Here is a 24,894-nt window from a genome sequence, read left to right as displayed (position 1 = left end):
ATAAAAGAGGGTGCGCCATAGACTTATGACACACCCTCATTATCTTTTGCCCATTCAAGAAATAGTTGTACCTTTGCCATTACATAAAAGTTGTAACACTAAAGATGTAATGGCGTATAAAACTAAGTAACAGGAAATTAACAAATCCTTTCATCTACCAAGGTTATGAAAGTCCCGAGTATTTCTGCGACAGTGAAAATGTGCTTTAAACGTGCGGAATGTGCTTAAAAAAGACACATTCCGCACGTTTAAAGCACATTTTCTTAGATATCGCTTCATATTTGGGCTATTCCGCATACTCTTTTCTTTACTTTTTATAGTAACAAACGTTAAAAATATACTTTAAACGTGCGGAATGTATCTAAAAAAGATAGATTCCGCACGTTATCTCACTATTTTTTCGTATATTTGCCCCAGAAATATAACTATTTGAACTATGTTAATAGGTAGAAAAGAAGAACTGAAGACACTTCATCAAGCATTGATTGCAGATGAGTCGAAGTTTGTTGCCATATATGGGCGCAGACGAGTGGGAAAGACTTTCCTGGTAAGGGAGGCCTTCAACAATGACTTTGCCTTTTATCATACAGGATTGGCAAATGAGACCAATCGCATACAATTGGCAGAGTTCAACCGTTCACTCACATCATATAGCAAACAGAAACAGTCGAAGTTAAAAGATTGGTATGATGCTTTTGACAGGTTGGGGCAACTGTTGGCACAATCTACTATCCCCAAGAAAGTAGTGTTCATCGACGAGATGCCATGGATGGATTCTCCACGCTCCAATTTTCTTTCGGCTTTGGAACATTTCTGGAATGGATGGGCTTCCGCCCGCAAGGATATTCTCCTCATCGTTTGCGGCAGTGCTACCTCATGGATTATCAATAAGGTGATTAAAAATCATGGTGGATTGCACAACCGAGTGTCTGTCCGTATTCATCTGAAACCGTTTTGCTTAAGGGAATGCGAACTCTATTCCGAAGAAATGGGACTGCGCTTTAATCGCCGACAGGTTTTGGAAGGCTATATGATCATGGGAGGTGTTCCGTTTTATTGGTCTCAACTGAAACCGGGAATGAGTCTGGCACAGAACATCAACCAGTTATTTTTCTCTGAGGATGGCAATCTTCGTCACGAGTTTGATGACTTATACGACTCTTTGTTCAAACAGCCTAAGCCTTATCTCTCGATAGTAGATGCTTTGGCAACCAAGAAAGTCGGAATGACCCGAACAGAAATCTTACAAGCAACCAAGTTGACCGACAATGGCAAGTTGACGGAATACTTAGAGAACTTGGAATACTGCGGATTTATCCGAAAATATAATTGCATCGGAATGAAAGCTAAGAATGCCTTGTTCCAGTTAATGGACAATTACACCTTGTTTTATTATAAGTTTATCAAGGACAGCTATATCAATGACGCACAATATTGGACCAAGATTACCGGCAAACCCGAGTACAACACGTGGTGCGGTTTGGCTTTTGAACGAGTATGCCTACAGCATGTGGAGCAAATCAAGACAAAGCTAGGCATTCAAGGAGTTATCACCACGGTTTATTCTTGGAGTGTAGCTGGGAGCAAGGATAAGCCGGGAGCACAGATCGACTTGCTGATAGACAGGAGCGATGATGTCATCAATCTCTGTGAAATCAAATACTCCAAGGCTCCATTTCAGATAACTAATACGATAGATGCGAGTTTACAAAACAAGCGAGAGCGCTTCATCCAAGAGACTGGTACCGAAAAAGCCGTGCATCTTACAATGATTACGACCATGGGATTATCCGACAATCCTTATGCCTGGGATGTTCAGTCGGTAGTAACAATGGATGACTTGTTTGTTCTCTAAACGTCCTAACTATATTAAGTTGGAGGAGATGGCAACAGAATCTGTTCTGAAAGCATTCTGCAAGGCATTAAAGATAAAGCTCGTAAAAGAGCGCCTCCCTTTACGTGATTTGAACGATGCTTGAGAATATCTTCACAACTACACTATGGATATGTAGATTCCCTAACTGCTTTAACAAGCCAGAGAATATGGTTGCTTAAGTAAGAGAATATGGTTGCTTAAGCTTACGGATACTGAATCTCGGGTTAACGGAGATAGTTTCTTGAGTTAGCGGAGACAGTTTCTTGGGTAAGAGAATACTGCTTCTCTGAGTTTGCCACTAGGCTCAGCAGGTCTGCCGACTGCAGTCAGCACATCTGCTGACTATAGTGACAACACTTTATAGTTGCACAACCTTACACCTCATAGTTGTACAACCTTATACACTATAGTTGTACAACTACAAACTCTGATGCAGAGATACTACTTTCTTCTGGAAATACAATTATTATCTGCAACTTTTTATCGAAAAAAGTGAAGAGAAAGATTGCTTTTTCGATATAAAATCGTATCTTTCAAGAAGTTCTATCTGAAATTCAAAGAGTTAACAATTCTTCAGACACTGTCTGCTGAATCTTCTTTGCTCCCCCCAAAAGGTCAGGCGCTGCCTGACCTTTTTAAATCTCATTTTCCGTATAACTATCCATTTATCTATTAAACTATCACTTTTTCTTGCATAAAGTTTGCAATTTCCGATATTTATGCTTACCTTTGCCGTTGTTAAGAGGGAACTCGTAACACATTACAAAATATCTTATCAAAAAAATAAGAAAGGAAATAGCGAATGGAACTGAAAGAGACTTTCCAAAAAGTGAAGGCAGCTAGCAAAACACTTGGTTTGCTAACTGATGAACAACGTAATGAAATCCTGCAGGCGGTGGCTGACGCTATCATCACAGAAACTCCTGCGCTCTTGAAAGCAAATGCAGAAGACTTGGCGAAGATGGACAAGGCGAACCCGCTCTACGACCGATTGCAACTCACAGAGCAACGACTCCAAGATATTGCATCGGATATGAGACACGTAAGTACCCTGCCCTCACCGCTCGGAAAAGTTCTCAAAGACAAAACACTCGAAAATGGTTTGCATCTGCAGCGAGTTGCCGTTCCATTCGGAGTTATCGGCATGATTTACGAGGCCCGTCCTAATGTGACTTACGATGTTTTCTCACTCTGTTTCAAGAGTGGAAATGCGTGTGTACTGAAAGGAGGAAAGGACGCAAACGCCTCAAATTCAGCGGGTGTCGAACTTATCCACAAGGTGTTGATAACTTTTGGTATTGATCCGAATGTTGTTACACTGCTCCCTGCTACCCATGAAGCTACCGGCAAAATGCTGAATGCCGTGGGCTATATTGACCTCTGCATTCCTCGTGGAGGAAAGAAGCTCATCAACTTCGTCCGTGATACTGCCAAAGTTCCGGTTATCGAAACCGGAGCCGGCGTGGTACATTGTTACTTCGACAAGGATGGCGATCTGGAGATGGGCAAGCGCATCATCACCAATGCCAAGTGCCGAAGAGTGAGCGTATGCAATGCGCTCGACTGTCTGCTGATTCACGAAAGCAGATTAAGCGACCTCCCTGCCCTCTGTGAAGGACTCGCCGAGAAGCAAACCAAGATTCATGCTGATGCCAAGGCTTACGAAGCCTTAAAGGGTCACTATCCTGATACCTTATTATATAAGGCAGAGGAAAGCGAAGCGAAGATGAAAGAGGCTGATGCCAACGTGAAGAGCATCTGGAACACCGAATGGCTCAGCATGCAGATGGGTATCAAGACCGTAGCTTCGGAAGATGAGGCGCTCGACCATATCGCTACCTACGGAAGCGGACACAGCGAGAGCATCGTTTCCAACAATGAAACTGCCCAGAAGAAGTTCCAGGCAATGGTAGATGCAGCCTGCGTTTATGTAAACGCTCCTACCAGCTTTACCGATGGCGCACAGTTCGGATTGGGCGCAGAGATTGGCATCAGTACCCAAAAGCTTGGAGCACGCGGACCAATGGCGCTAGAAGAAATTACCACCTACAAGTGGTTGATTACAGGAAATGGACAAACAAGAGCTTAACAAGACCCGCTCCGTACCTGCTCCGTACCCTCTCCGTACCAAGTCTTAGTTTCTGCCATGTTTGCAAGGTTTGCATGCAAACTTTGCAAACATCAAGATTCAAGAAGAAAGATTCAAGAGCAATATATATTAGAAATAACAAATAAAAAACGAAATAACAATGAAGACATTCTTTAATGTTGAAGACCTTGGCGACCTGAAAGCAGCACTCGCCGAGGCACAGGAAGTGAAAGCAAACCGTTTCGGTTATCAGGAGTTGGGCAAGAACAAAACCTTGCTGATGATATTTTTCAATAACAGCCTCCGTACCCGTTTGAGTACACAGAAGGCTGCGATGAACCTAGGCATGAATGTTATCGTACTTGATGTGAATGCCGGTGCATGGAAACTGGAGACAGAGCGTGGCGTTATCATGGATGGCGACAAGAGCGAGCACCTGCTGGAGGCTATCCCTGTGATGGGTAGCTTCTGCGACCTTATCGGTGTTCGTAGCTTTGCCGGTTTGAAAGACCGTGACTACGATTATGCCGAAACCATCGTCAACCAGTTCGTAAAGTACAGCGGTCGCCCAGTCTTCGCTATGGAGACTGCTACCGTTCACCCTCTCCAGGCATTTGCTGACCTCATCACCATCGAGGAGCATAAGAAGGTGGCTCGTCCTAAGGTAGTCCTGACCTGGGCTCCTCATTGCCGTGCCTTGCCTCAGGCTGTGCCAAACTCATTCGCCCAATGGATGAATGCAGCCGATGTTGATTTCGTGGTTACTCACCCTGAAGGATACGAACTCGATCCTAAGTTCGTAGGCAATGCCAAGGTAGAGTACGACCAGAAGAAGGCTTTGGAAGGTGCAGACTTCGTTTATGCCAAGAACTGGAGCTGTCCGGGCGTGAAAGACCCAGCACAGTATGGCGAAATCCTGAGCAAGGATATGAGCTGGACCATCGACGAGGAGCACATGAGCTGGACCAACGATGGTTGCTTCATGCACTGTCTGCCAGTTCGCCGTGGCTTGATTGTAACCGATGATGTCATTGAGAGCAAGAACAGTCTGGTGATTCCAGAGGCAGCCAACCGTGAGATTTCAGCCGAGGTTGTCATCAAGCGTATGCTCGAATCACTCTAAAGCAGGAAATAAGAAAAAGATAGGGGGAAGTAAAGGAAAACAAGCCTTTACTTCCCTCTTTTTCGTTCTATCCCACATCATCCTATCCCCATTTCTCGGTATTTTCATCTTTTCATCCTGTCTATATTCTTATATCTCATATATTATCCGTACCTTTGCCGGCGAAAAAAAGAAAAACAAGATGGACAAATACATAATACTTTCACCAGAAGCTAAGGGTTCATTCAATGATCGCCTTAACTTTCTGTATCTAAAACTAGGTAACTTTCTCGATACAGAGAAACTGGAAAACCGTACCTTGCAATATTGTAAGGTATTCCTCAGCGACGCCCAGAACCAGATAAAAGAGTTAGAAGAATCTCTCCTTTATCAGGAGTTTCTGAAAGGCGCAAACCTCACTATCGTGGAACAGACTCCACTGAATGGCAGCAAGGTGAGTCTGCTGATCAAGACAACGGACTCCCAGACTTCCATTCTCTTCCACAGTCTTCGCCTTACAGAGGAGGAGGCTAAGGGAAAGGATTCGTACGAACAGACCCGTCTTCTCTTCAATAAATACCTGAAGACTATCGAAGGTACGGATATGACAATGGAACGCAACCTGATTCGCACCTGGATATACGTCACCAACATCGATGTAAACTATCAAGGCGTAGTAGAAGCCCGTAATGACATCTTCGATAAAGAGGGATTGACAGCCGACACCCACTACATCGCCAGCACAGGTATCGGTGGCGCCACTCCGGTACGCCATGCAGCTGTAGCCATCGACTTCCTCACCATCCCCCATATCAAGGAAGAGGACAAGAAGTATCTTCAGGCACTCGAACATCTGAATCCTGCCCATGAATATGGAGTAGCCTTCGAACGAGGAACCCGGCTTACGCTACCTACCCATACTCTCCATCCAGAAGGAAGCCAGCAGTTCAAGCAACAATACTTCATCTCCGGTACAGCCAGTATCGACAAGCATGGAGATGTGGTCTATGAAGGAGACATCGTGCGCCAGACCGGCAGACTGCTTGAGAACATCGGCGCCCTGCTGAAAGATGGCGATGCCACGATGAATGATATCCAATACTTCATCATCTATCTGCGCGACATCTCCGACTATCACACGGTAGATAGACTGATGCAGCAGTTTTATCCACAGATTCCCCGCATCATCGTGGAGGCAAAAGTATGCCGACCAGGCTGGCTGATAGAAATGGAATGCATTGCAGAAAAACAAGAACAGAAATAAATGCTGATAAATGCAGGAATTTACAGCCAAAAGCTCTTCACTCTTCACCTTATGCCCTGAAACGCCCATAAACAGGGCGTTTCAAGGGGTGAAGAGTTATCAGCGACTCTTCACCCACTCTTCACCTCTCGGAATGCCGATAAACACAAGGGATTCCGAGCGAAAGGTGAAGAGTGAAGAGTATTTCTTCGTAAGCTTCGCATAAAAACGAAACAAAGGCAAAGGGGAAGGCTGTTCTAGGCGAACAGTCCACTAGCGGCTATAGCGCCAGTAGGCTGTCTGTGGTTTGCCTGTTAACTGTCTGTCGTAAACAGCTTATGAATTACCAATTAGGAGTCTGATTAAAACAGGCAGATAATAACAGTTTCCAACATCATCAAACAGAAAAAGTATTACCTTGCCGCTATTGAGCAGCAAGGTAATTACGTACAGGATTGGCATACATCTCGAGAATTCTCTCTCTCAAGTAAGCTTCATCCTTATTTGGAAGGTCAATTTTCGCAAGCTGACCAGCCATATATTTTTCAAATTTTGCCTTATCTTCGGCAGTATATTCTGCCTGATGAGCAGCTGAGTTTTCAAGCAAATCAAGAGCCACATAGTTGCCCGGATAGAGGCGGTAGTTCTTGAATATCTGCTCATCCATGTAGGCGGCTACTTTATTATATATATCCTGCTTAGGCATATCAGGATCAAGACTGTCCAGATAATCATCAAGACATGGAGCTGCATGATAATGCACATGACCCTTATAACCGAAGATACCGGTCTGCATGCTTACCAGGTCATCCATAGGTCCCTTCTTCCAATCGGCATTATCGCGCTTCTGCTGGAACTCCTTTGCCTTCAGGAAATCGCATGGATCATATTCGTAACTGATAGAGAGCGGTACGAGATGAAGTTGTTTCAGGCGGTCGATAATGCTGCCCTCACCGCCCATCGACATCATCTGGAGGATACTCTTCTGGGTGCGGTCATTACTGTCCTTGGCCCTACCCTCGCGCTGGGCTATCCAGATGTTCTCGTTCTTCTCCTTGATGGCAAAATGCATATAGTCAGAAAGGCGCTTGCTCGACATCAGCATCTGTCGCATGCTCAGGGCACGCTCTACGATAAACGCCTTGTTGACACGTACCAGGTCCTTGACCCAAGGAAGAGAAAGGAGATTATCACCGATGGCAATCTCACAGGTGGTCTTAAAACCGTTATCGATAAGAAGGACATCAAGGATGGCTGAATCGAGCACGATATCACGGTGATTACTGATGAAAGTATAATTACGGGTATTATCGAGCGATGTACAATCCATCTCGCAGCCTGTTGCTGCCTTCTTCAGAATGCCATGAACAAAATCGTAAGCAAAAGCCAACTGGAAATCCAGATTGGTCTTACATGCCTTCAACTTCTGGGCAATCATCTCGAAAGGTACTTGTGGATAGAGATAGGCAAGCACTTGTTTAAACTGATCGTTTGAAAGCAAACGGTCGAATACCTCTGGGAGATCTTCAGGCTCCCAAGGACGGATGGTATCAAATTCTTGAGGGATATTCATAATATATACCTATTAATATATATGGCTCTGCGAAAAAATCGCAGAACCATATATGAGTTTGTTATTCTAGAACTGATTCTCCACGATTTCGCTGAGCACATCCTTGATATCAAGACCTGCTGCACGAACCTGCTGAGGAATGAAACTGGTAACGGTCATACCTGGAGTGGTATTGATCTCCAGCATGTTCACCTTGTCTTTACCATTCTTATCCTTAGAGATGATATAGTCGATACGGATGATACCGTTGGCATGAAGAATATCGTAGATGCGTGATGTGGTCTTGGCAACCTCTTCTGCAGTCTCTGGAGAGAGACGGGCTGGAGTGATTTCCTGTACCTGACCGTTATACTTGGCATCGTAATCGAAGAACTCATTGGTGGTCACCACTTCGGTAGCTGGCAGAACAACAGTCTTCTCGGCTGTCTTATAGATACCCTGTGAAATCTCGGTACCATCAAGGAAGCCCTCGATCATTACCTCATTGCTCTCCATGAAAGCCACACGGAGGGCTGGAGCCAGCTGGTCAGCATTCTTCACCTTGCTCACACCAAAGCTACTGCCGTCAGCAGCAGGCTTTACGAAACAAGGCATACCGATACGCTTGGCAATCTCTTCTTCATCATAAGCTTCACCGCGACGGAGCAAGATACTGTCTGCTACGTTTATACCGAAACCGCGCAGATAATTATTGAGCACATACTTATCAAAAGTCATTGCCTCTACCAGAACACCGCTTGTAGAGTATGGCAAATGGATGAGGTCGAAGTAGCCCTGCATCACACCATTCTCACCAGGCTGTCCGTGGATGGTGATATAAGCATAATCGAAATAGACATGCTTGCCGTTCATAACGAAAGAAAAATCGTTCTTGTCAATCTCGATAGTCTCACCATTATCCAAAGCAACATGCCAGTCGGTGCCCTTCACATCGACGAGATAAATATTGTAGCGCTCTTTATCAAAGAAAGAGTACAAACCCTGTCCTGAGCGCAATGATACGTCGTGCTCAGAAGAATCACCACCACATACGATGGCTATCGTTCTCTTGCTATTTTCCATAATTACTAAATATTTTTGAATGTATCTTGTGTGGTGCCAGCGATGAAGCCGCGCCACTTTTCTATTAATTGTCTAAAATCATTTGGCCACTCACTGTCAAAATCCATCTGCTGCTTGGTTGTAGGATGCACGAAGCCGAGTGTCTTGGCATGGAGAGCCTGACGCGGACAGAGTTTGAAACAGTTCTGGATAAATGCCTTGTAGCTGCTACTGCGCTGACCTCTCAGAATCTCTGTTCCGCCATACGTTTCGTCCATAAAGAGCGGATGACCGATATGCTTCATATGGGCACGAATCTGATGGGTACGGCCTGTTTCCAACACACACTGCACCAAGGTGGTATAACCGAAACGCTCCAACACCTTGTAATGCGTAACCGCCGTCTTGCCTATTCCGCTGTCCGGATCGAAGACCTTCATACGGAGGCGGTTCTTCGGATCACGGCCAATATTGCCTTCTATGCGACCTTCATCTTCTACAATATTGCCCCAAACGAGCGCATTGTAACTGCGATGGGTAGTCTTGTTGAAAAACTGCTTACCCAGTGCGGTCTTTGCCGTAGGAGTTTTTGCCACAACGAGCAGTCCGCTGGTATCTTTGTCGATGCGATGCACCAAGCCCACTTCCGGATCATTGGCATCAAACTCAGGCATATCCCTTAAATGCCAGGCTACCGCCTGAATCAAGGTTCCATGAAAGTTGCCCGCACCCGGATGCACCACCATACCTGCTTCCTTGTTGACCACCATCAGCTGGTCGTCTTCATAAACCACATTGATAGCGATTTCTTCAGGTTTGATACTCGTTTCATGACGAGGACGGTCGAGCATCAGAGTAACCAGATCATTAGGGCGCACCTTATAGTTGCTCTTTACCGGTTTACCATTGACATGGATGAATCCGGCATCAGCAGCCTGCTGAATACGGTTACGGCTCTGATAGGCCATCTTATCAGCCAGGTACTTATCGATACGCACCGGTTCCTGGTTGGCATCCACCTGAACCTTCCAGTGCTCGTAGAGTTCATCTCCTCCTTCACCAGAAGCAGCGTTTCCTTCCTCCACCTGGAGTTCATCATCCAGTCCGTCCATATCTCCTGCATCATCAAACCCGAAGTCATCCTCTACAGGAGCATATACCTTATTATATATATAATCTAAAAATATCATTCGTATTACTATTGAATTCTTCACTCTTCACTTTTCATTTCTCCTACTCCACCACTTCCTTCTGGTGGTGCTCATGCGAAGGAGCAGGCTCTGTGGCTTCCGTACCAGGAACCACCTCGAAGTTGTCTTCATGAGTTTCTCCGCTCATGTCACCTTCGCCTTCCATCACATCTTCTTCGCCGTGATAAACCGGATCTACCACATCGATAGAATCATCAACGCTCCGTTTACCATTGCCAACCTGTATGACAAGCACATCATCGATAGAAACCTTATCACCAGCCACAACATGCTTACCCTTAACGAGGATACCATAAACCCAATCCTCTTCGCCAGGAATATATTCAGGTGTACCCAGTTTGAATCCCATAGCAGTAAGTTTAGCCATTGCCTCTCGCAACGAACTGTTGTCAATGACATCAGGAATGGTGATACGTGGAGAATGATCAGAATTGATGGTAACATAGATAACATGTCCCGACTTTACCACTTCTCCGAAAACCGGAGTCTGCTCCAGAATGACATCAGGCGGCAAAGAGCGGACATATCCCGTATCCGTTACAACAATTTCCAATCCCGCATCGTCGAGGATATGTGTAGCATCATCGATATTCTTATATCGAATATCCGGCACACGGATGGCCTCACCATGATGGGTATAGATATCAATGCCGTACTTGACACCGGCACAGAGCAACACCAGCACCAGAATCATGGCACCGATATTCCCCCAAAGGTACTTACTCTTAAACTTATTTATAAACTCTGATGAAGTCATATATTATTTTTTGGTGCAAAGATACAAGTATTTGGGGGAAGAACAAAATAAAAAGGAAAGTTTTTGCACTCTCACCACCTAATTTTATGATATAAAAACAAAACATCTTTGTTCCCAAAAGAGCAATCTCAGAAAAGGAAGGGGCGTTATAAACAACAAAAAGCAGCAAAGAATACATCCTTGCTGCTTTTAATGTCATCGTCAACAGACGAATCTTTCCTCGGAATTACTTTCCGTGGTGCTCGTCAGATACAGTTAACTTCTTACGGCCATGAGCACGGCGAGAAGCCAATACGCGACGACCATTCTTAGTTGCCATACGCTCACGGAAACCATGCTTGTTTACGCGACGACGATTGTGAGGCTGAAATGTTCTTTTCATTTTTCTTATTTATTTTTTAATTAATATTCTTCACAAAAGTGCAAAACACGCCCTTTTTGGGCTGCAAAATTACGCATATTTTCTGAAATAACCAAGAAAACTACCAAATTTAGCTTAAATATTTATGTTTTTTTCGATATTTCCTTTGATTTTTCATGTTTTTGCCGTAACTTTGCACTCGATTTTGAGATTATTATAATAACATTCAAGATAAACAAGAAATGATTAATTCACAGGAAATTAAGATTGGTACTTGCATCCGCATGGATGGCAAAGTATGGGTTTGCATCGACTTTCAGCACAGAAAGCCAGGTAAAGGTAACACCGTAATGAACACAAAATTGAAGAATGTTGCCGACGGTCGTGTATTGGAACGTACATTCCAGGTAGGTTTCAAATTGGAGGATGTTCGCGTTGAGCGCCGCCCTTACCAGTACCTCTACGAGGACGCTACTGGTTGCATCTTCATGAACCAGGAGACTTTCGAGCAGGTGCCTATCGCTAAGGAGAACGTTACTGGTGGCCAGTACATGAAGGAGGGTGACGTTGTTGAGGTGGTTACTGATACAACTGATGGTACTATCCTCTTGGCTGAAATGCCAGTGAAGACTACTTTGAAGATTACTCACTCTGAGCCAGGTGTAAAGGGTAATACTGCTACCAACGCTACAAAGCCAGCTACATTGGAGACTGGTGCTGAGGTTCGTGTTCCTTTGTTCGTCAACGAAGGCGAGACTATCCAGATCGACACCCGTGACGGTAGCTACCTCGGTCGTGTAAGCGAGTAATACATCCTCCAACAGGAAGATTGTGCTCTTATTGAGTAAAACTAACCCTTAATAGTAAGAAGAATGAAATATTCCATCATAGTACCTGTATTTAATCGTCCTGACGAAGTGGACGAACTTTTAGAGAGTCTGACTCATCAATCAGAGAAAGACTTCGAAGTTGTCATCGTTGAGGATGGCTCACAGACTCCCTGCGAGGAGGTGTGCAAGCGATATGAGCACATGATGGATATACATTATTACTATAAGGAGAACTCTGGTCCGGGCCAGAGTCGCAACTATGGTGCCGAGCGCGCCAAGGGTGAGTATCTTCTGATACTCGACAGCGACGTGGTCTTGCCAGAAGGTTACCTGAAGGCTGTAAGTGATGAGTTGAGCCGTGAGCCAGCCGATGCTTTCGGCGGTCCCGACAAGGCGCACTCATCATTTACAGATACTCAGAAAGCCATTTCTTATTCCATGACTTCTTTCTTCACCACCGGTGGCATCCGTGGCGGAAAGAAGAAGATGGATAAGTTCTATCCCCGTTCATTCAACATGGGCATCCGCAGGGATGTTTATCTCAGGTTGAATGGCTTTTCCAATATGCGTTTCGGTGAGGACATAGATTTCTCTATCCGTATCTTCAAGGCAGGCTGCCGTTGCCGTCTGTTCCCTGAAGCATGGGTTTGGCATAAGCGCCGCACCGACTTCCGCAAGTTCTGGCGACAGGTCTACAACAGTGGCATCGCCCGCATCAATCTCTACAAGAAATATCCAGAGAGTCTCAAACTCGTGCATCTCCTTCCTATGGTCTTCACCGTGGGTGTAATAGGCACGCTGCTTCTACTCTTCTTCGGCTTCCTGCCATACATGCTTGGCACCGTTCACGTATTCCCAACCTTGGGCAATGCGATGGCAGCATTGGGCTGCATCGGTCTCGCCGGCATCATTCTCTATACCATCGCACTGTTTATCGACAGCAGCAGAGAGAATCACAGCGTGAAGATAGGCTTGCTGAGCATTCGCGCTGCCTTCACACAGCTGATGGGTTACGGATGCGGATTCCTTTCTGCATGGTGGAAGAGATGCGTACTGGGACAGAGCGAATTCAGCGCATACAACAAGACTTTCTACAAATAAGACTTCCCCGCAAAAAGAGAAGCCAATAATAATCTACTAATCAGTTATTATTATGGCAGAGAAACTAACCATTGCCAATTGGGCAGAAGAAGACAAGCCCCGCGAGAAACTGGAGCGCTTGGGAGCCTCAGCTTTATCCAATGCTGAGCTCTTAGGTATTCTGATTGGTTCGGGATCTACTGACGAAAGTGCCGTAGACCTGATGAAACGCATTCTGAAGGATTGCGATAACAACCTGAACCAGCTAGGAAAGAAGACCATCAGAGAACTGACACAATATAAAGGAATGGGACCCGCAAAAGCCATCACCATTCTTGCAGCCTGCGAACTGGGCAAGCGCCGTGCTCTCGATAAGATTGGCACACGTCCCGACTTAGGCTCATCCCTTTCCATCTACAACTATATGCTTCCGAAGATGCAGGATTTAGACACAGAGGAAGCATGGCTCCTGATGATGAACCAGAACTTCAAGCTCATCAAAGCAAGCTGTATCTCAAAAGGCGGCATTACAGAAACGGCAACCGACATCCGGCTCATCATAAAAGAAGCGGTGCTCAACAACGCTACCATTATCGCCTTCTGCCACAATCATCCCAGCAACAATCCTCAGCCAAGCAAAGCCGATGATGTACTTACCCAGAAGATTGCCAAAGCCTGCGAAATCATGCGCCTCTTCTTTATGGACCATGTCATCATAACCGATGGTGCCTTTTATTCATATCACGATAAAGGTAAATTGTAGTCTATTTGGGGTATATTAGACCTTCGGCAAGAAAAAAACAGCTTTTCTTTTTGTTTTGTCTGCAATAATTATTATCTTTGTAGGCAAAAACAAAGATTATTATGACACAAGAAGAAAAGACAAAGATAGAAGAAAAGATCGTAGATGTACTTAAGACCGTTTACGACCCAGAGATTCCTGTCAACATCTGGGACCTCGGTATGATTTATAAAATAGATGTGAAGGACGATGCCACCGTAGATCTCGACATGACCTTCACAGCCCCTTCATGCCCTGCTGCCGACTTCATCCTGGAGGATGTAAGAAGCAAGGTAGACAGCGTGGAAGGCGTAAAATCTGCCAATGTGAACCTTGTATTCGAACCGGCTTGGGATCAGAGTATGATGAGCGAGGAAGCTCGCGTAGAACTCGGCTTTGAATAAAGACGAAGCTGTTGAACTCTTCACTCCTCATTCTTCACTCTTCATTTAAAAAGAATCGCTTATGAAAAATGTATATTTCCTCTCAGATGCGCACCTTGGCTCATTAGCCATTCCGCATGCCCGCATGCAAGAACGCCGCCTGGTCCGTTTCCTGGACAGCATCAAGACGAAGGCTGCGGCAGTTTATCTCCTGGGTGACATGTTTGACTTCTGGAACGAATATAAATATGTCGTACCAAAAGGCTATACACGCTTCTTAGGTAAGCTCTCGGAGTTGACCGATATGGGAGTTGAAGTACATTTCTTTACGGGTAACCACGACCTCTGGACCTATGGCTACCTGGAGGAAGAGTGTGGCATTACCGTACATTACAAGCCTCAAACCGTAGAGATATACGATAAAGTATTCTATCTGGCACATGGAGACGGACTGGGTGACCCAGACAAAAAATTCAAGTTTCTGAAAAGAATGTTCCAGAACCAGACCTGCCAACGCCTCCTTAATACGATTCATCCTCGCTGGGGAATGGCTTTGGGCTTGAACTGGGCTAAGCATAGCCGACTGAAACGTGCTGACGGAAAGGAAGAGCCTTATATGGGCGAAAAGAAGGAGTTTCTGGTGCGCTTTGCCAAACAGTATATGCAAGGTCACAAGGATATAGATTACTTCATGTTCGGCCATCGCCACATCGAACTGGATCTGATGTTGAGCAAAAAGACCCGACTGATGATTCTGGGCGACTGGATATGGCAGTTCACCTATGCCGTGTTTGATGGCGAACACATGTTTATGGAAGAATATGTGGAAGGCGAAAGCCAACCATAACAATAAAGGGCAGCTTTATGAGCTGCCCTTTATTGTTATCGCTGTATGCGACCTCCTGAAGAAGTCATGTTATTGATGATTTCTTCTTCTGTAACCAGATTCTGATCACCCGGAACCGTATTCTTTATCGCGCTTGCTGACAGTGAGAAATCCAGGCAATACTGGTTCTTGTCGCCCCACTTCTGATGGGCATGAATATAGGCAGCAATAAAGGCATCACCTACACCCATCGGATCAACAATCGGCTCAATATCATAGATTCTTGTAGTATAGAGCTGATCTTCTACAGCATCATAGAGCAAGCCGCTCAAGGTATGATGACTGCTGGCAATCTGATTTCTTACCGCCATCAGCATCTTCTTACACTTAGGGAAGAGCTGATGCATCTTGCGGAAATACTCCAGATAAGCCTCCTTGGCAATCTCATAGTCTGCATCCAAAGCCTCGAAAGGAATATGAGGCACACCGCTTGCTATCTCCCACTCATTCTGGTCACCAAAGATGATGTCGCTATACTGCATCATCTGGAATAGCACATCATGAGGCTCCAGACCATATCCCCAGAGATTCTTACGGTAATTAATGTCGCAGGCAATGGTCAACCCGTCAGAAACAGCAAGTTTGATGGCATCCATAGTTGATTCCATCGCATCGCGGCTGATAGCACAGGTAATGCCGGAGCAATGGAATACAGCTGCATCAGCCAGCACCTTATCCCATTTCACCATTCCGCGCTTCAGCGTATAGAAAGAAGAATTCTTGCGGTCGTAAACCACACGGGAATTGCGCATAGCTACAGCTTCCTCGAAATAATAAGTTCCGAGACGTTCACCGCCACGCACAACATGAGAAACATTCAGACCGTACTCTCTGAGATGCATCAACGCGGCCTCACCCATCTCACCGTATGGCACACGGGTTACATACTCTACATTATCGCCTAAATAAGCCAAAGAGATGGCTGCATTAGCCTCACTGCCACCATAATTGCCAAACATATGATGTCCCTGAAATAAACGTTGATAACCAGGCTTAGAAATCCTAAGCAATATTTCTCCGAAAGTTACAATCTTTGTTTTCATAATTCTAAAAATTTAAAAAGGTGAAGACTATTCACTTATGTTTCTAGTCTTCACCTTATTATATATAGCGTATGATTACTTGTTAGCAACCAACTCCATTGTATCGCGAGCGATAACAATCTCCTCGTCGGTAGGAACTACTACTACCTTCACCTTACTGTCGTCAGTAGAGATGATAGCTTCCTCACCACGAACCTTGTCATTTACTTCCTTGTTAATCTTGATGCCAAGATACTCCAGGTTCTTGCAAGCTTCCTCGCGCAGGCCGGTCTGGTTCTCACCCACACCAGCTGTGAATACGATAGCGTCAACGCCACCCATAGCTGCTGTGTAAGCACCAATGTACTTCTTGATGCGATACTCATACATACGGAGAGCCAGCTGAGCCTTCTCGTTACCCTCGTTGGCAGCGTTCTCGATGTCGCGCATATCAGAAGAAATACCTGTAATACCGAGCACACCACTCTTCTTGTTCAGGAAGTCAGCCATCTCCTGTGGCTTCATGTTCAACTTCTCCATCAAGTAGGTAACGGCAGAAGCATCGATGTCACCACAACGTGAACCCATCATCAAACCAGCCAATGGGGTCAAGCCCATTGAAGTATCCAATACCTTACCATTCAATACAGCAGCTACAGAGCCACCGTTACCGATGTGGCAAGTGATGATCTTAGAGTTGTTCTGGTCGAGACCGAGAATCTCGCAAACACGCTTAGAAACATAGCGGTGAGATGTTCCGTGGAAACCATAACGGCGTACGTGATACTTCTCGTACAACTCGTAAGGAATTGCATAGAGGTAAGCGTAGTCAGGCATTGTGCTGTGGAATGCGTTGTCGAATACGCAAACCTGAGGAGTGCCAGGCATCAAAGAGTCAACGGCACGGATACCCTTCAGGTGACCTGCGTTGTGAACAGGAGCGAGGTCGCAAAGTTCCTCGATACCATCCTCTACGCTCTTGTCAACGATAACGCTCTCCTTGAACTTGTCACCACCCTGTACGACACGGTGTCCTACAGCGTCGATTTCTTTCAAATCCTTGATAGCGCCGATTTCCGGATCGAGCAAGCACTTGAACACGAAGTTCACACCTTCCTTGTGGTCAGGCATGTCGTGCATGATCTGTTTCTTCTCGCCGTTAGGCAATTTCACCTTGATGAAAGCGTTATCAAGACCGATACGCTCTACACCACCCTGTGCCAATACAGACTCATCGTCCATATTATATAATTTGTACTTGATAGATGAACTACCGCAGTTCAGAACCAATACTTTCATTTTGCTTTCAATTTAAAATTTATAGTTTACAGTCTATAGCATAAACCACCCATCTTACAGCAACTTAGCCCTATAAACTGTTAACTGTTTACTATTAACTATATACTTACGCCTTCTTAGCATCCTGTGCCTGGCAAGCTGTGATGGCTACCATGTAGTAGATGTCATCAACAGAGCAACCACGAGAAAGATCGTTAACAGGACGGGCAATACCCTGGAGGATAGGACCGATAGCGATGGCACCACCCAAGCGCTGAACGAGCTTGTAGCCGATGTTACCAACCTCGAGGTTTGGAACTACCAATACGTTAGCCTTACCAGCAACGTCAGAACCTGGAGCCTTCTTGGCAGCTACCTCAGGAACGAGGGCTGCATCAGCCTGAAGTTCACCATCGAGATGAAGCTCTGGGAACTTCTCCTTAGCAATAGCTACGGCATCCTTTACCTTGTCAATGATATAAACACTCTTGCCAGTCTCCTTGTTGATAGCATCCTTTGCGCTACCCTTTGTAGAGAAGCTCAACATGGCAATCTGTGGATCAGTAATACCTGCCACTGACTGAGCTGTATGAGCTGTAGTATAGGCAATCTGAGCAAGCTGGTCTGCTGTAGGGTTTGGAGTTACAGCAACGTCACCCATTACTACAACGCCATCCTGACCATACTGCTTCTGGTCTGAGATGAGCAACATAGCACCACTTACGCAAGTGATACCTGGACTGCACTTGATGATCTGAAGAGCTGGACGGAGAGTATCGCCAGTAGTGCTCAATGCACCAGAAATCTGACCGTCAGCGCCCTCAGTCTTGATAATCATACAACCGAGGTAGAGGTTGTTCTTAGTTACGAGTTCACGAGCCTGCTCTACAGTCATGCCCTTCTTCTTGCGAAGTTCAGCGAGCTTCTCTGCATACTCCTCAGTCTTAGGGTTGTTTTGTGGATCAACGATAGTAGCCTTGTCGATGTTGTTAAGACCCCACTGAGCAGCGAGATTCTTAATATTGGCAGGGTTACCGATGAGGATGATGTCTGCGAGATCATCAGCCAAAACTTTATCGGCTGCTTTCAATGTACGCTCCTCTTCTGCTTCAGGGAGCACGATGCGCTGCTTGTCAGCTTTAGCGCGAGCTACGATTTGCTGTAATAAATCCATTTTACTTTTTAATATTTTATATATTTTGTTGTTTCCTAAGTAGATCTGTCAAAGTGTTAGGCGATGTTATCTTGTTTTTCGCCTTTTTGCCACATCGACTTTGCAAAAGTACACATTTTCTTTGAAATAGCAGCGATTAAAATGTGTAAAAAAAGCTAAATCGGGAGATTATTCATATCGTAAAGGTTTACGTAGCAGGAAAAGTGATGAATTCTTCACTCTTCGTTCTTCACTTAACTTATATCATTTCCAGAGTAAGGATGCTTTCCAGTTCCTCGGCAGAGAGTCGGAGTTTGAACTCGCCCTTGATGGCCACGCTGATTCGTCCGGTCTCCTCGGATACAATGACGGCGATGGCATCACTGCTCTGTGATATTCCGAGAGCGGCACGATGGCGGAGTCCCAGTTCCTTCGGAATATCGAGGTTATGACTCACAGGCAGAATACATCCGGCTGCCATGATGCGCTTATTGCTCACCACCATGGCTCCATCATGAAGCGGCGAATTCTTGAAGAAAATATTCTCTATCAGCCGCTGGTTAATCTTGGCGTCTATCTCCTCACCCGTATCCATGATGTCCTTCAGTGGAACGCCTCGCTCTATAACGATAAGAGCACCTACGTATTTCTTCGCCATACTCATACACGCCATCACAATCGGCATGATGGTCTCCTTATTAGCCTCCTTCTGGCTCTCCTTGCTGGAGTGGAAGAAGCGAACCAGCCGGCGCATACCTTTCTGCGAACCTATCTCATAGAGGAATCTACGGATATCCTCCTGAAAGATGACGATGAGGGCGATGACTCCCACGCTCACCAGTTTATCCAGGATAGAACCCAGCAGACGCATTTCCAGTATCTGACTCACAAAGAGCCAGATAAGCACAAAGAGCATGATGCCCACGAAGATGTTCAGTGAGCGCGATTCCTTCATCAGACGATAAACATAGAACAGCAGCGAGGCTACCAGGAGAATATCGAGAAAGTCTTTGATGCCAAATTCTATCATACTCTGCCCTCCTTCATCGCTTCTACTATCTTCACAGCCTCAGCAGCTTCTTTTACATCGTGCACTCTGAGGATGCTGGCGCCCTTCATCAGAGCGATGGTGTCGAGAACGGAAGTTCCATTGAGCGATGTCGTAGCATCTCCACCCAGCAGCTTGTATATCATACTCTTGCGGGAGATGCCTACCAGAACCGGAAGTTCCATCACGTTCAACTTCTCCATCTCATTATAAATCTGATAATTCTGGATGAGATTCTTGCCGAAACAGAAGCCTGGGTCGAGGATGATGTCCTTGGCTCCCAGGTCACGCAACTGCTGTACCTCTCTGGCAAAGCCCTTCATCATCGTTTCGAGCGTAGGCTGCACCGACATTAATATATAAGGTACCTTCAGCTCGCCCACCACCCGGAACATTTCAGGATATTCCTCCTGTCTCTGCTCCAGCGGCACATTGACGATACCTGTGATTCCCCCTTCAGATACATCGTTGATGATGTCAGCTCCCCACTCCTCGATACACTTACGTGCCAAGGTTGGGCGATAGGTATCTACGGAGACGGCAGCATCCGGTTGCTCCCTACGAACGATGTCGAGAGCGAACTTCAGGCGTCTTCCCTCCTCCTCTTCCGATACTTCATCGGCACCGGGACGGGTGGAGAAAGCGCCCACATCAATGATGCTTCCACCTTCTTCTATAATCTGATTAGCTCTCTGAGCTATCTCCATTTCTGTCTGTTTTCTACTGCCAGAGTAGAAACTGTCGGGCGTAACGTTCAGGATGCCCATCACCTGAGGGGTACTCAAATCCATCAAGCGCCCCTTGATATTGATTGTATATTCCATCGGATTACAATTCTTTAAGCCACTTTTTCCCTGACTTTGTGTAAGTCCAGGCAAGAAAGCTTCCACCTATGATTGTTCCAACCACAAAGAAAAACAATAGTCCATTGTAAACTTCCATAGCTTAATATTTTACAAATCTTTCAACCATTTTTCGCCTGGTTTTGTATATAACCAAGCTAAAAAACTTCCACCGACGATACAGCAAACTAAAAAGAACAATGCCAAATAGCTCATGATTCTACAATTCTTTAAGCCACTTTTCACCCGACTTAGTATAAGTCCAAGCTATAAAACCAAGACTGAAAATCGAGCATACTAAAAAAAACAATGCCAAATAGCTCATAACTTTAATATTTTAAAATTCTATTGGCAGCATACGCAAAGCCTGCTGTTGCAACTGCGCCAAAAACTAATACGGAAATATCACCTAATGAAGCCGTTCCATGCAAAAACGGCAACACGCCTCCAACCCCAGTTCCCGTAAATATCAACTGGGATAGATTATAGAAATAGCCTGCCAGCTTTTCCTTCCTTACTTTCGTTTTATCTTTTTCATCTCTACTACCCATAAAGAGCCTCACTTTCTAAAGATTCATCGAATATTTCTGCAAAAATAGAAAGAATATTCGAGATTACCATCATTTTTTGGGAAAATTGTTTGTTATGTCCATAATTTAGATTACTTTTGCACCCAAAATAACAGTTATAGACTATGGATATTTCAGAACTCTATCAGATTTACCAAGCGCACCCAGTGATTACCACTGACAGCCGCGACTGCCCAGAGGGCAGCATCTTCCTGGCTTTGAAGGGCGCATCGTTTGATGGCAACAAGTTTGCCGACATGGCTTTGGAGAAGGGCTGTGCCTATGTGATTGTTGATGAAAAAGAGTATGCCAAGGAAGGCGACGAGCGCTACATCCTCGTAGAGGATTGCCTCACCACCTTCAAGGAACTAGCCCGTGAGCATCGCCGCCACTTCGATATTCCTGTAGTAGGAATCACCGGAACCAACGGCAAGACCACCACCAAGGAACTCGTCTCTGCCGTTCTCGGCGAGAAGTTCAACGTGATGTTCACCCAGGGCAACTTCAATAATGATGTAGGCGTACCAAAGACCCTCTTCCGTCTCTCACCAGAGAATGAGATTGCCGTTGTAGAGATGGGTGCTTCCCATCCTGGTGACATCCGAAAACTCGTGGAATACGTGGAGCCAACCTGCGGTATGATTACCAACGTAGGCCGTGCCCACCTGCAGGGATTTGGCAGCTTCGAAGGCGTGAAGAAGACCAAGGGAGAGCTCTATGATTACCTCGCAGCCAACGATGCCCTCGTCTTCATCAATGCAGACAACGAGCATCTGATGCAGATGGCTGAGCAGCGCAACATCAACCGCCTCATCACCTACGGCAAGGATGAAAACTGCGATGTATGGGGAGAAGTCATTTCCTGCGCTCCTTTCCTGAAGTTCCGCTGGCGCACCGAGAGTTTCGACTGGCATGAGGTTCAAACCCATCTCATCGGCTCTTACAATATCGACAACATGCTTGCCGCCATCACCATCGGTCTTCATTTCGATGTGAAGCCCCAGCAGATAGATCATGCCCTGGAGAACTACATCCCAAGCAACAACCGTTCGCAATTGGAAGAGACGGCGCACAATAAGCTGGTGGTAGATGCCTACAATGCCAACCCATCTAGCATGGCAGCCGCCATCGAGAACTTCCGCGTGATGGATGTGCCTCATAAGATGGCAATTCTCGGACAGATGGGCGAGCTCGGCGAAGTGAGCCACGAGGAGCACCAGAAGGTAGTAGACCAGTTGCAGGCAGCCGGTCTGGAGAATGTATGGCTGGTGGGCGATGAGTTCAAGGATATTCCATGCAGCTACCGCAAGTTCCAGAATGTAGAGGAAGTGAAGGAAGCGCTCAAGGCGAACCAGCCTCACGACCATTACATCCTCATCAAAGGCAGCAACAGTGTGAAGCTCTTCCAGCTTCCGGAGTTGTTATAAACGGTTATTATCGTACAACTAAAAGGTGTGTGGTTGTACGACTATAGGGTGTTGCCACTAGGCTCGGCAGATGTGCTGACTGCAGTCGGCAGACCTGCTGACTAGGCTCAGCAGAGCTGCTGAGCCTAGTGGGAATCTCTTAGAAACAGCCTCCTTGAACCTGATATTCCGACTTCTTGAACCTGAGCAAACGTATTCTTTCACTTGTTCTATCATATCCTTGTGCTTGTTCAGTCATATCTGTAGGCTTATTCGGATGGCTCATTGAGTTCACTCAAGCACATTGTTTCGCTCACTCAACAGGCCCACAGCCCCATCTACATGAATTCTGCAACAGCTTTTTAAATTCAAAAGAATTTAACTGTACCATAAGCATTTACATCATTATGAGTTTTACGTAACGAAGATTTCATAATGCAAAGATACGATGAATATTTGCAAACGGCAAACATTTATCGGAAAAAAGTATCAGACATTCAATAAAAAAGTATCTTAGGATACTTGCTCATGTATCTTAAGATACTTGGCAATGTATCCTAAGATACTTTGCTATGTAGCTTCATGTGCCCATGAAGCAGTTTCATCGGCTAGCGAAATAAGTTTCATCTCTGGATGAAGCCTACTTGCTGCACATCCCCAGAAAACACTTATGAATCTCCAGACTTTCGTTCAGTTCCGGATGGAAGGCGGTAACCAGCTGGTTACCCTGGCGGGCAGCCACAATCTTGCCATCTACTTCAGCCAGAACCTCAGCATCTCCCCACACCTCTTTAATATAAGGAGCACGGATGAAAGTCATAGGGACATTTCCCTCGATGCCCTTCATCGGAGCCTCGATGTAGAAACTGCCCAACTGGCGACCGTAGGCATTTCTCAAAGCCGTGATGTCCATCGAAGCAATGCGCTGGCTAGGCTCGCCCTCAATCTTCTTGGCAAGAAGAATCAAGCCGGCACAGGTACCATAAACAGGCAAGCCGGCAGCAATCGCCTCCTTCACAGGCTCCATCAATCCCAGTTCATTCAAGAGTTTCGCCTGGGTGGTACTCTCACCGCCCGGAATAATCAAGCCATCCTTTGGCTGGTCCCAATCCTTCAACTGGCGAACCTCGAAACTATCCACGCCCAACTGAGCCAACTTCTGTCTGTGCTCAGCAAAAGCGCCTTGTAAAGCTAATACTGCTATTCTCATAACATACTTATCTAATATAAAAGCCCCTTCTTGTGCAGGAGGGGCTCTTATCCGTTATCCCATTTATTACTTACCTCTTTCAGCCATGAGCAAAGCAATCTCCTGCTCATTGATACCTACCATTGCCTCGCCGAGATCCTCGCTCAACTCAGCCAGCATCTTAGGATCGTTGTAGTTGGTAACAGCCTTCACGATAGCCTGTGCACGCTTAGCAGGGTTACCGCTCTTGAAGATTCCAGAACCTACGAATACACCCTCGGCACCGAGCTGCATCATCAGGGCAGCATCAGCTGGAGTAGCCACACCACCGGCAGCGAAATTAACCACTGGCAACTTGCCGTTCTCGTGAACATACTTCACCAGCTCGTAAGGAGCCTGCAACTGCTTGGCTGCCTCGTAAAGCTCATCCTCGCTCATAGAAACCAGGCGACGGATTTCGCTCTGCATCATACGCATGTGGGTAACAGCCTGAACCACATCACCTGTTCCTGGCTCACCCTTGGTACGGATCATGGTAGCACCCTCAGCAATACGGCGGAGCGCCTCGCCCAGGTTCTTGGCACCACAAACGAATGGCACGTCGAACTGAGTCTTGTCGATGTGATAAACATTATCAGCAGGAGAGAGCACCTCGCTCTCGTCAATATAGTCGATTTCGATAGCCTGAAGAATCTGAGCCTCAGCGAAGTGACCGATGCGGCACTTAGCCATTACAGGGATAGAAACAGCCTCCTGAATACCCTTGATCATCTTAGGGTCGCTCATACGTGAAACACCACCTGCTGCACGGATATCAGCTGGAATACGTTCCAGCGCCATTACTGCGCATGCACCTGCTGCCTCTGCGATTCTTGCCTGTTCTGGAGTTGTTACGTCCATAATCACACCACCCTTGAGCATCTGAGCCAAGTTGCGGTTCAATTCTTGTCTATTTTCTGCCATAATTCTTATATTTTTATTCAATTACGGCTGCAAAGAAAACATTTTTCACTGAAAACAGAAAAAAATGTTCCATTTTCTGCAAACATTGAGTCATTTTGTATAAAGAGAGATTCGCAAATATATAAGAGATATTCCTGAATATATAAAGAGGAGGAAAGCTGTTAAAATTACTAACTCGCTCTAAATTGGACTTTGATTGAAAATCAAGAAG

The 24,894-nt window shown here is 45.7% G+C and carries 25 protein-coding genes; 11 read left to right on the top strand and 14 right to left on the bottom strand.

Annotation, left to right across the window (positions count from 1 at the left end; translation table 11 throughout):
- Window positions 1-436 precede the first annotated feature (436 nt).
- The 5 genes from DWV53_RS12945 (at window position 437) to DWV53_RS15540 (ending at window position 6,536) form a co-directional block, all read left to right on the top strand.
- On the top strand, window positions 437-1,855 hold the full coding sequence (locus tag DWV53_RS12945) for an AAA family ATPase (protein ID WP_117728013.1): 1,419 nt from the start codon (window positions 437-439) through the stop codon (window positions 1,853-1,855).
- Between the two features lie 823 nt (window positions 1,856-2,678).
- Entirely contained in the window at window positions 2,679-3,965 is a 1,287-nt protein-coding gene (locus DWV53_RS12940; RefSeq protein ID WP_118154652.1) for a glutamate-5-semialdehyde dehydrogenase, read from the top strand.
- A 160-nt stretch (window positions 3,966-4,125) separates the two neighbouring features.
- The gene (locus DWV53_RS12935; protein WP_089544463.1) at window positions 4,126-5,088 is read left to right on the top strand and encodes an acetylornithine carbamoyltransferase; all 963 of its coding nucleotides are present in this window, start codon (window positions 4,126-4,128) and stop codon (window positions 5,086-5,088) included.
- A 181-nt stretch (window positions 5,089-5,269) separates the two neighbouring features.
- Window positions 5,270-6,331, top strand: a complete 1,062-nt coding sequence (locus DWV53_RS12930) for a Rid family hydrolase (protein ID WP_118154649.1) — start codon at window positions 5,270-5,272, stop codon at window positions 6,329-6,331.
- 10 nt (window positions 6,332-6,341) lie between these two features.
- Window positions 6,342-6,536, top strand: a complete 195-nt coding sequence (locus tag DWV53_RS15540; protein WP_147468797.1) for a hypothetical protein — start codon at window positions 6,342-6,344, stop codon at window positions 6,534-6,536.
- A gap of 198 nt (window positions 6,537-6,734) precedes the next feature.
- Here DWV53_RS15540 and DWV53_RS12925 read toward each other — a convergent pair whose 3' ends face one another.
- The 5 genes from DWV53_RS12925 to rpmH form a co-directional block, all read right to left on the bottom strand.
- On the bottom strand, window positions 6,735-7,883 hold the full coding sequence (locus DWV53_RS12925; RefSeq protein ID WP_118154646.1) for a 1-acyl-sn-glycerol-3-phosphate acyltransferase: 1,149 nt from the start codon (window positions 7,881-7,883) through the stop codon (window positions 6,735-6,737).
- A gap of 66 nt (window positions 7,884-7,949) precedes the next feature.
- A complete protein-coding gene (locus DWV53_RS12920; RefSeq protein WP_022121099.1) occupies window positions 7,950-8,945 on the bottom strand; it encodes a D-alanine--D-alanine ligase in 996 nt (331 codons plus the stop codon).
- A gap of 5 nt (window positions 8,946-8,950) precedes the next feature.
- Entirely contained in the window at window positions 8,951-10,036 is a 1,086-nt protein-coding gene (locus tag DWV53_RS12915; RefSeq protein ID WP_256620609.1) for an RluA family pseudouridine synthase, read from the bottom strand.
- Between the two features lie 121 nt (window positions 10,037-10,157).
- Window positions 10,158-10,892: a PASTA domain-containing protein gene (locus DWV53_RS12910; protein WP_117728010.1), complete on the bottom strand. Its 735-nt coding sequence runs from the start codon at window positions 10,890-10,892 to the stop codon at window positions 10,158-10,160.
- 226 nt (window positions 10,893-11,118) lie between these two features.
- Window positions 11,119-11,274, bottom strand: a complete 156-nt coding sequence (rpmH, locus tag DWV53_RS12900; protein WP_004351099.1) for a 50S ribosomal protein L34 — start codon at window positions 11,272-11,274, stop codon at window positions 11,119-11,121.
- Window positions 11,275-11,495: 221 nt separating this feature from the next.
- Here rpmH and efp point away from each other — a divergent pair, with 221 nt between their 5' ends.
- The 5 genes from efp (at window position 11,496) to DWV53_RS12875 (ending at window position 15,174) form a co-directional block, all read left to right on the top strand.
- Entirely contained in the window at window positions 11,496-12,062 is a 567-nt protein-coding gene (efp, locus tag DWV53_RS12895) for an elongation factor P (protein WP_022121096.1), read from the top strand.
- Window positions 12,063-12,125: 63 nt separating this feature from the next.
- Window positions 12,126-13,184, top strand: a complete 1,059-nt coding sequence (locus DWV53_RS12890) for a glycosyltransferase (RefSeq protein WP_117694660.1) — start codon at window positions 12,126-12,128, stop codon at window positions 13,182-13,184.
- A gap of 52 nt (window positions 13,185-13,236) precedes the next feature.
- Window positions 13,237-13,926 carry a RadC family protein gene (gene radC, locus DWV53_RS12885; protein ID WP_118154637.1) on the top strand — a complete coding sequence of 230 codons (690 nt, stop codon included), beginning with the start codon at window positions 13,237-13,239 and terminating at the stop codon, window positions 13,924-13,926.
- A gap of 101 nt (window positions 13,927-14,027) precedes the next feature.
- Window positions 14,028-14,348: a metal-sulfur cluster assembly factor gene (locus tag DWV53_RS12880; protein WP_006847572.1), complete on the top strand. Its 321-nt coding sequence runs from the start codon at window positions 14,028-14,030 to the stop codon at window positions 14,346-14,348.
- A gap of 61 nt (window positions 14,349-14,409) precedes the next feature.
- The gene (locus DWV53_RS12875) at window positions 14,410-15,174 is read left to right on the top strand and encodes a UDP-2,3-diacylglucosamine diphosphatase (RefSeq protein WP_118154634.1); all 765 of its coding nucleotides are present in this window, start codon (window positions 14,410-14,412) and stop codon (window positions 15,172-15,174) included.
- A gap of 35 nt (window positions 15,175-15,209) precedes the next feature.
- On the opposite strand, the gene DWV53_RS12870 is transcribed toward DWV53_RS12875, so the two are convergent.
- The 6 genes from DWV53_RS12870 to DWV53_RS12845 all read right to left on the bottom strand — a co-directional run bounded on the left by DWV53_RS12870 (window position 15,210) and on the right by DWV53_RS12845 (window position 21,107).
- Window positions 15,210-16,256, bottom strand: coding sequence for a sugar kinase (locus tag DWV53_RS12870; protein WP_118154631.1), 1,047 nt, complete (start codon window positions 16,254-16,256; stop codon window positions 15,210-15,212).
- Window positions 16,257-16,331: 75 nt separating this feature from the next.
- Window positions 16,332-17,534: an acetate kinase gene (locus DWV53_RS12865; RefSeq protein WP_118154628.1), complete on the bottom strand. Its 1,203-nt coding sequence runs from the start codon at window positions 17,532-17,534 to the stop codon at window positions 16,332-16,334.
- A gap of 106 nt (window positions 17,535-17,640) precedes the next feature.
- Window positions 17,641-18,687 (bottom strand): phosphate acetyltransferase, encoded by a 1,047-nt coding sequence (gene pta / locus DWV53_RS12860; RefSeq protein ID WP_118154625.1) that lies wholly within the window; start codon window positions 18,685-18,687, stop codon window positions 17,641-17,643.
- A gap of 238 nt (window positions 18,688-18,925) precedes the next feature.
- A complete protein-coding gene (cdaA, locus tag DWV53_RS12855) occupies window positions 18,926-19,696 on the bottom strand; it encodes a diadenylate cyclase CdaA (protein ID WP_006847577.1) in 771 nt (256 codons plus the stop codon).
- The gene (folP, locus tag DWV53_RS12850; protein ID WP_118154622.1) at window positions 19,693-20,538 is read right to left on the bottom strand and encodes a dihydropteroate synthase; all 846 of its coding nucleotides are present in this window, start codon (window positions 20,536-20,538) and stop codon (window positions 19,693-19,695) included. The genes cdaA and folP overlap by 4 nt, the downstream gene beginning before the upstream one ends.
- A 347-nt stretch (window positions 20,539-20,885) precedes the next feature.
- Window positions 20,886-21,107: a hypothetical protein gene (locus tag DWV53_RS12845; protein ID WP_118154619.1), complete on the bottom strand. Its 222-nt coding sequence runs from the start codon at window positions 21,105-21,107 to the stop codon at window positions 20,886-20,888.
- A 143-nt stretch (window positions 21,108-21,250) separates the two neighbouring features.
- On the opposite strand from DWV53_RS12845, the gene DWV53_RS12840 reads away from it, so the two are divergent.
- Complete coding sequence (locus DWV53_RS12840) at window positions 21,251-22,552, top strand: UDP-N-acetylmuramoyl-tripeptide--D-alanyl-D-alanine ligase (RefSeq protein ID WP_118154616.1); 1,302 nt, start codon at window positions 21,251-21,253, stop codon at window positions 22,550-22,552.
- 57 nt (window positions 22,553-22,609) lie between these two features.
- Here DWV53_RS12840 and DWV53_RS15825 read toward each other — a convergent pair whose 3' ends face one another.
- The 3 genes from DWV53_RS15825 to pdxS form a co-directional block, all read right to left on the bottom strand.
- A complete protein-coding gene (locus DWV53_RS15825) occupies window positions 22,610-22,768 on the bottom strand; it encodes a hypothetical protein (RefSeq protein ID WP_181992499.1) in 159 nt (52 codons plus the stop codon).
- A gap of 403 nt (window positions 22,769-23,171) precedes the next feature.
- Entirely contained in the window at window positions 23,172-23,741 is a 570-nt protein-coding gene (gene pdxT, locus DWV53_RS12835) for a pyridoxal 5'-phosphate synthase glutaminase subunit PdxT (RefSeq protein WP_118154614.1), read from the bottom strand.
- 66 nt (window positions 23,742-23,807) lie between these two features.
- The gene (pdxS, locus tag DWV53_RS12830) at window positions 23,808-24,683 is read right to left on the bottom strand and encodes a pyridoxal 5'-phosphate synthase lyase subunit PdxS (RefSeq protein ID WP_118154611.1); all 876 of its coding nucleotides are present in this window, start codon (window positions 24,681-24,683) and stop codon (window positions 23,808-23,810) included.
- Window positions 24,684-24,894 lie beyond the last annotated feature (211 nt).

The organism is Segatella copri (assembly GCF_003465495.1).
GTDB lineage: Bacteria > Bacteroidota > Bacteroidia > Bacteroidales > Bacteroidaceae > Prevotella > Prevotella copri_G.
Note: the sequence above shows the minus strand (reverse complement) of the source record. Positions and strands in the feature narration are given on the sequence as shown.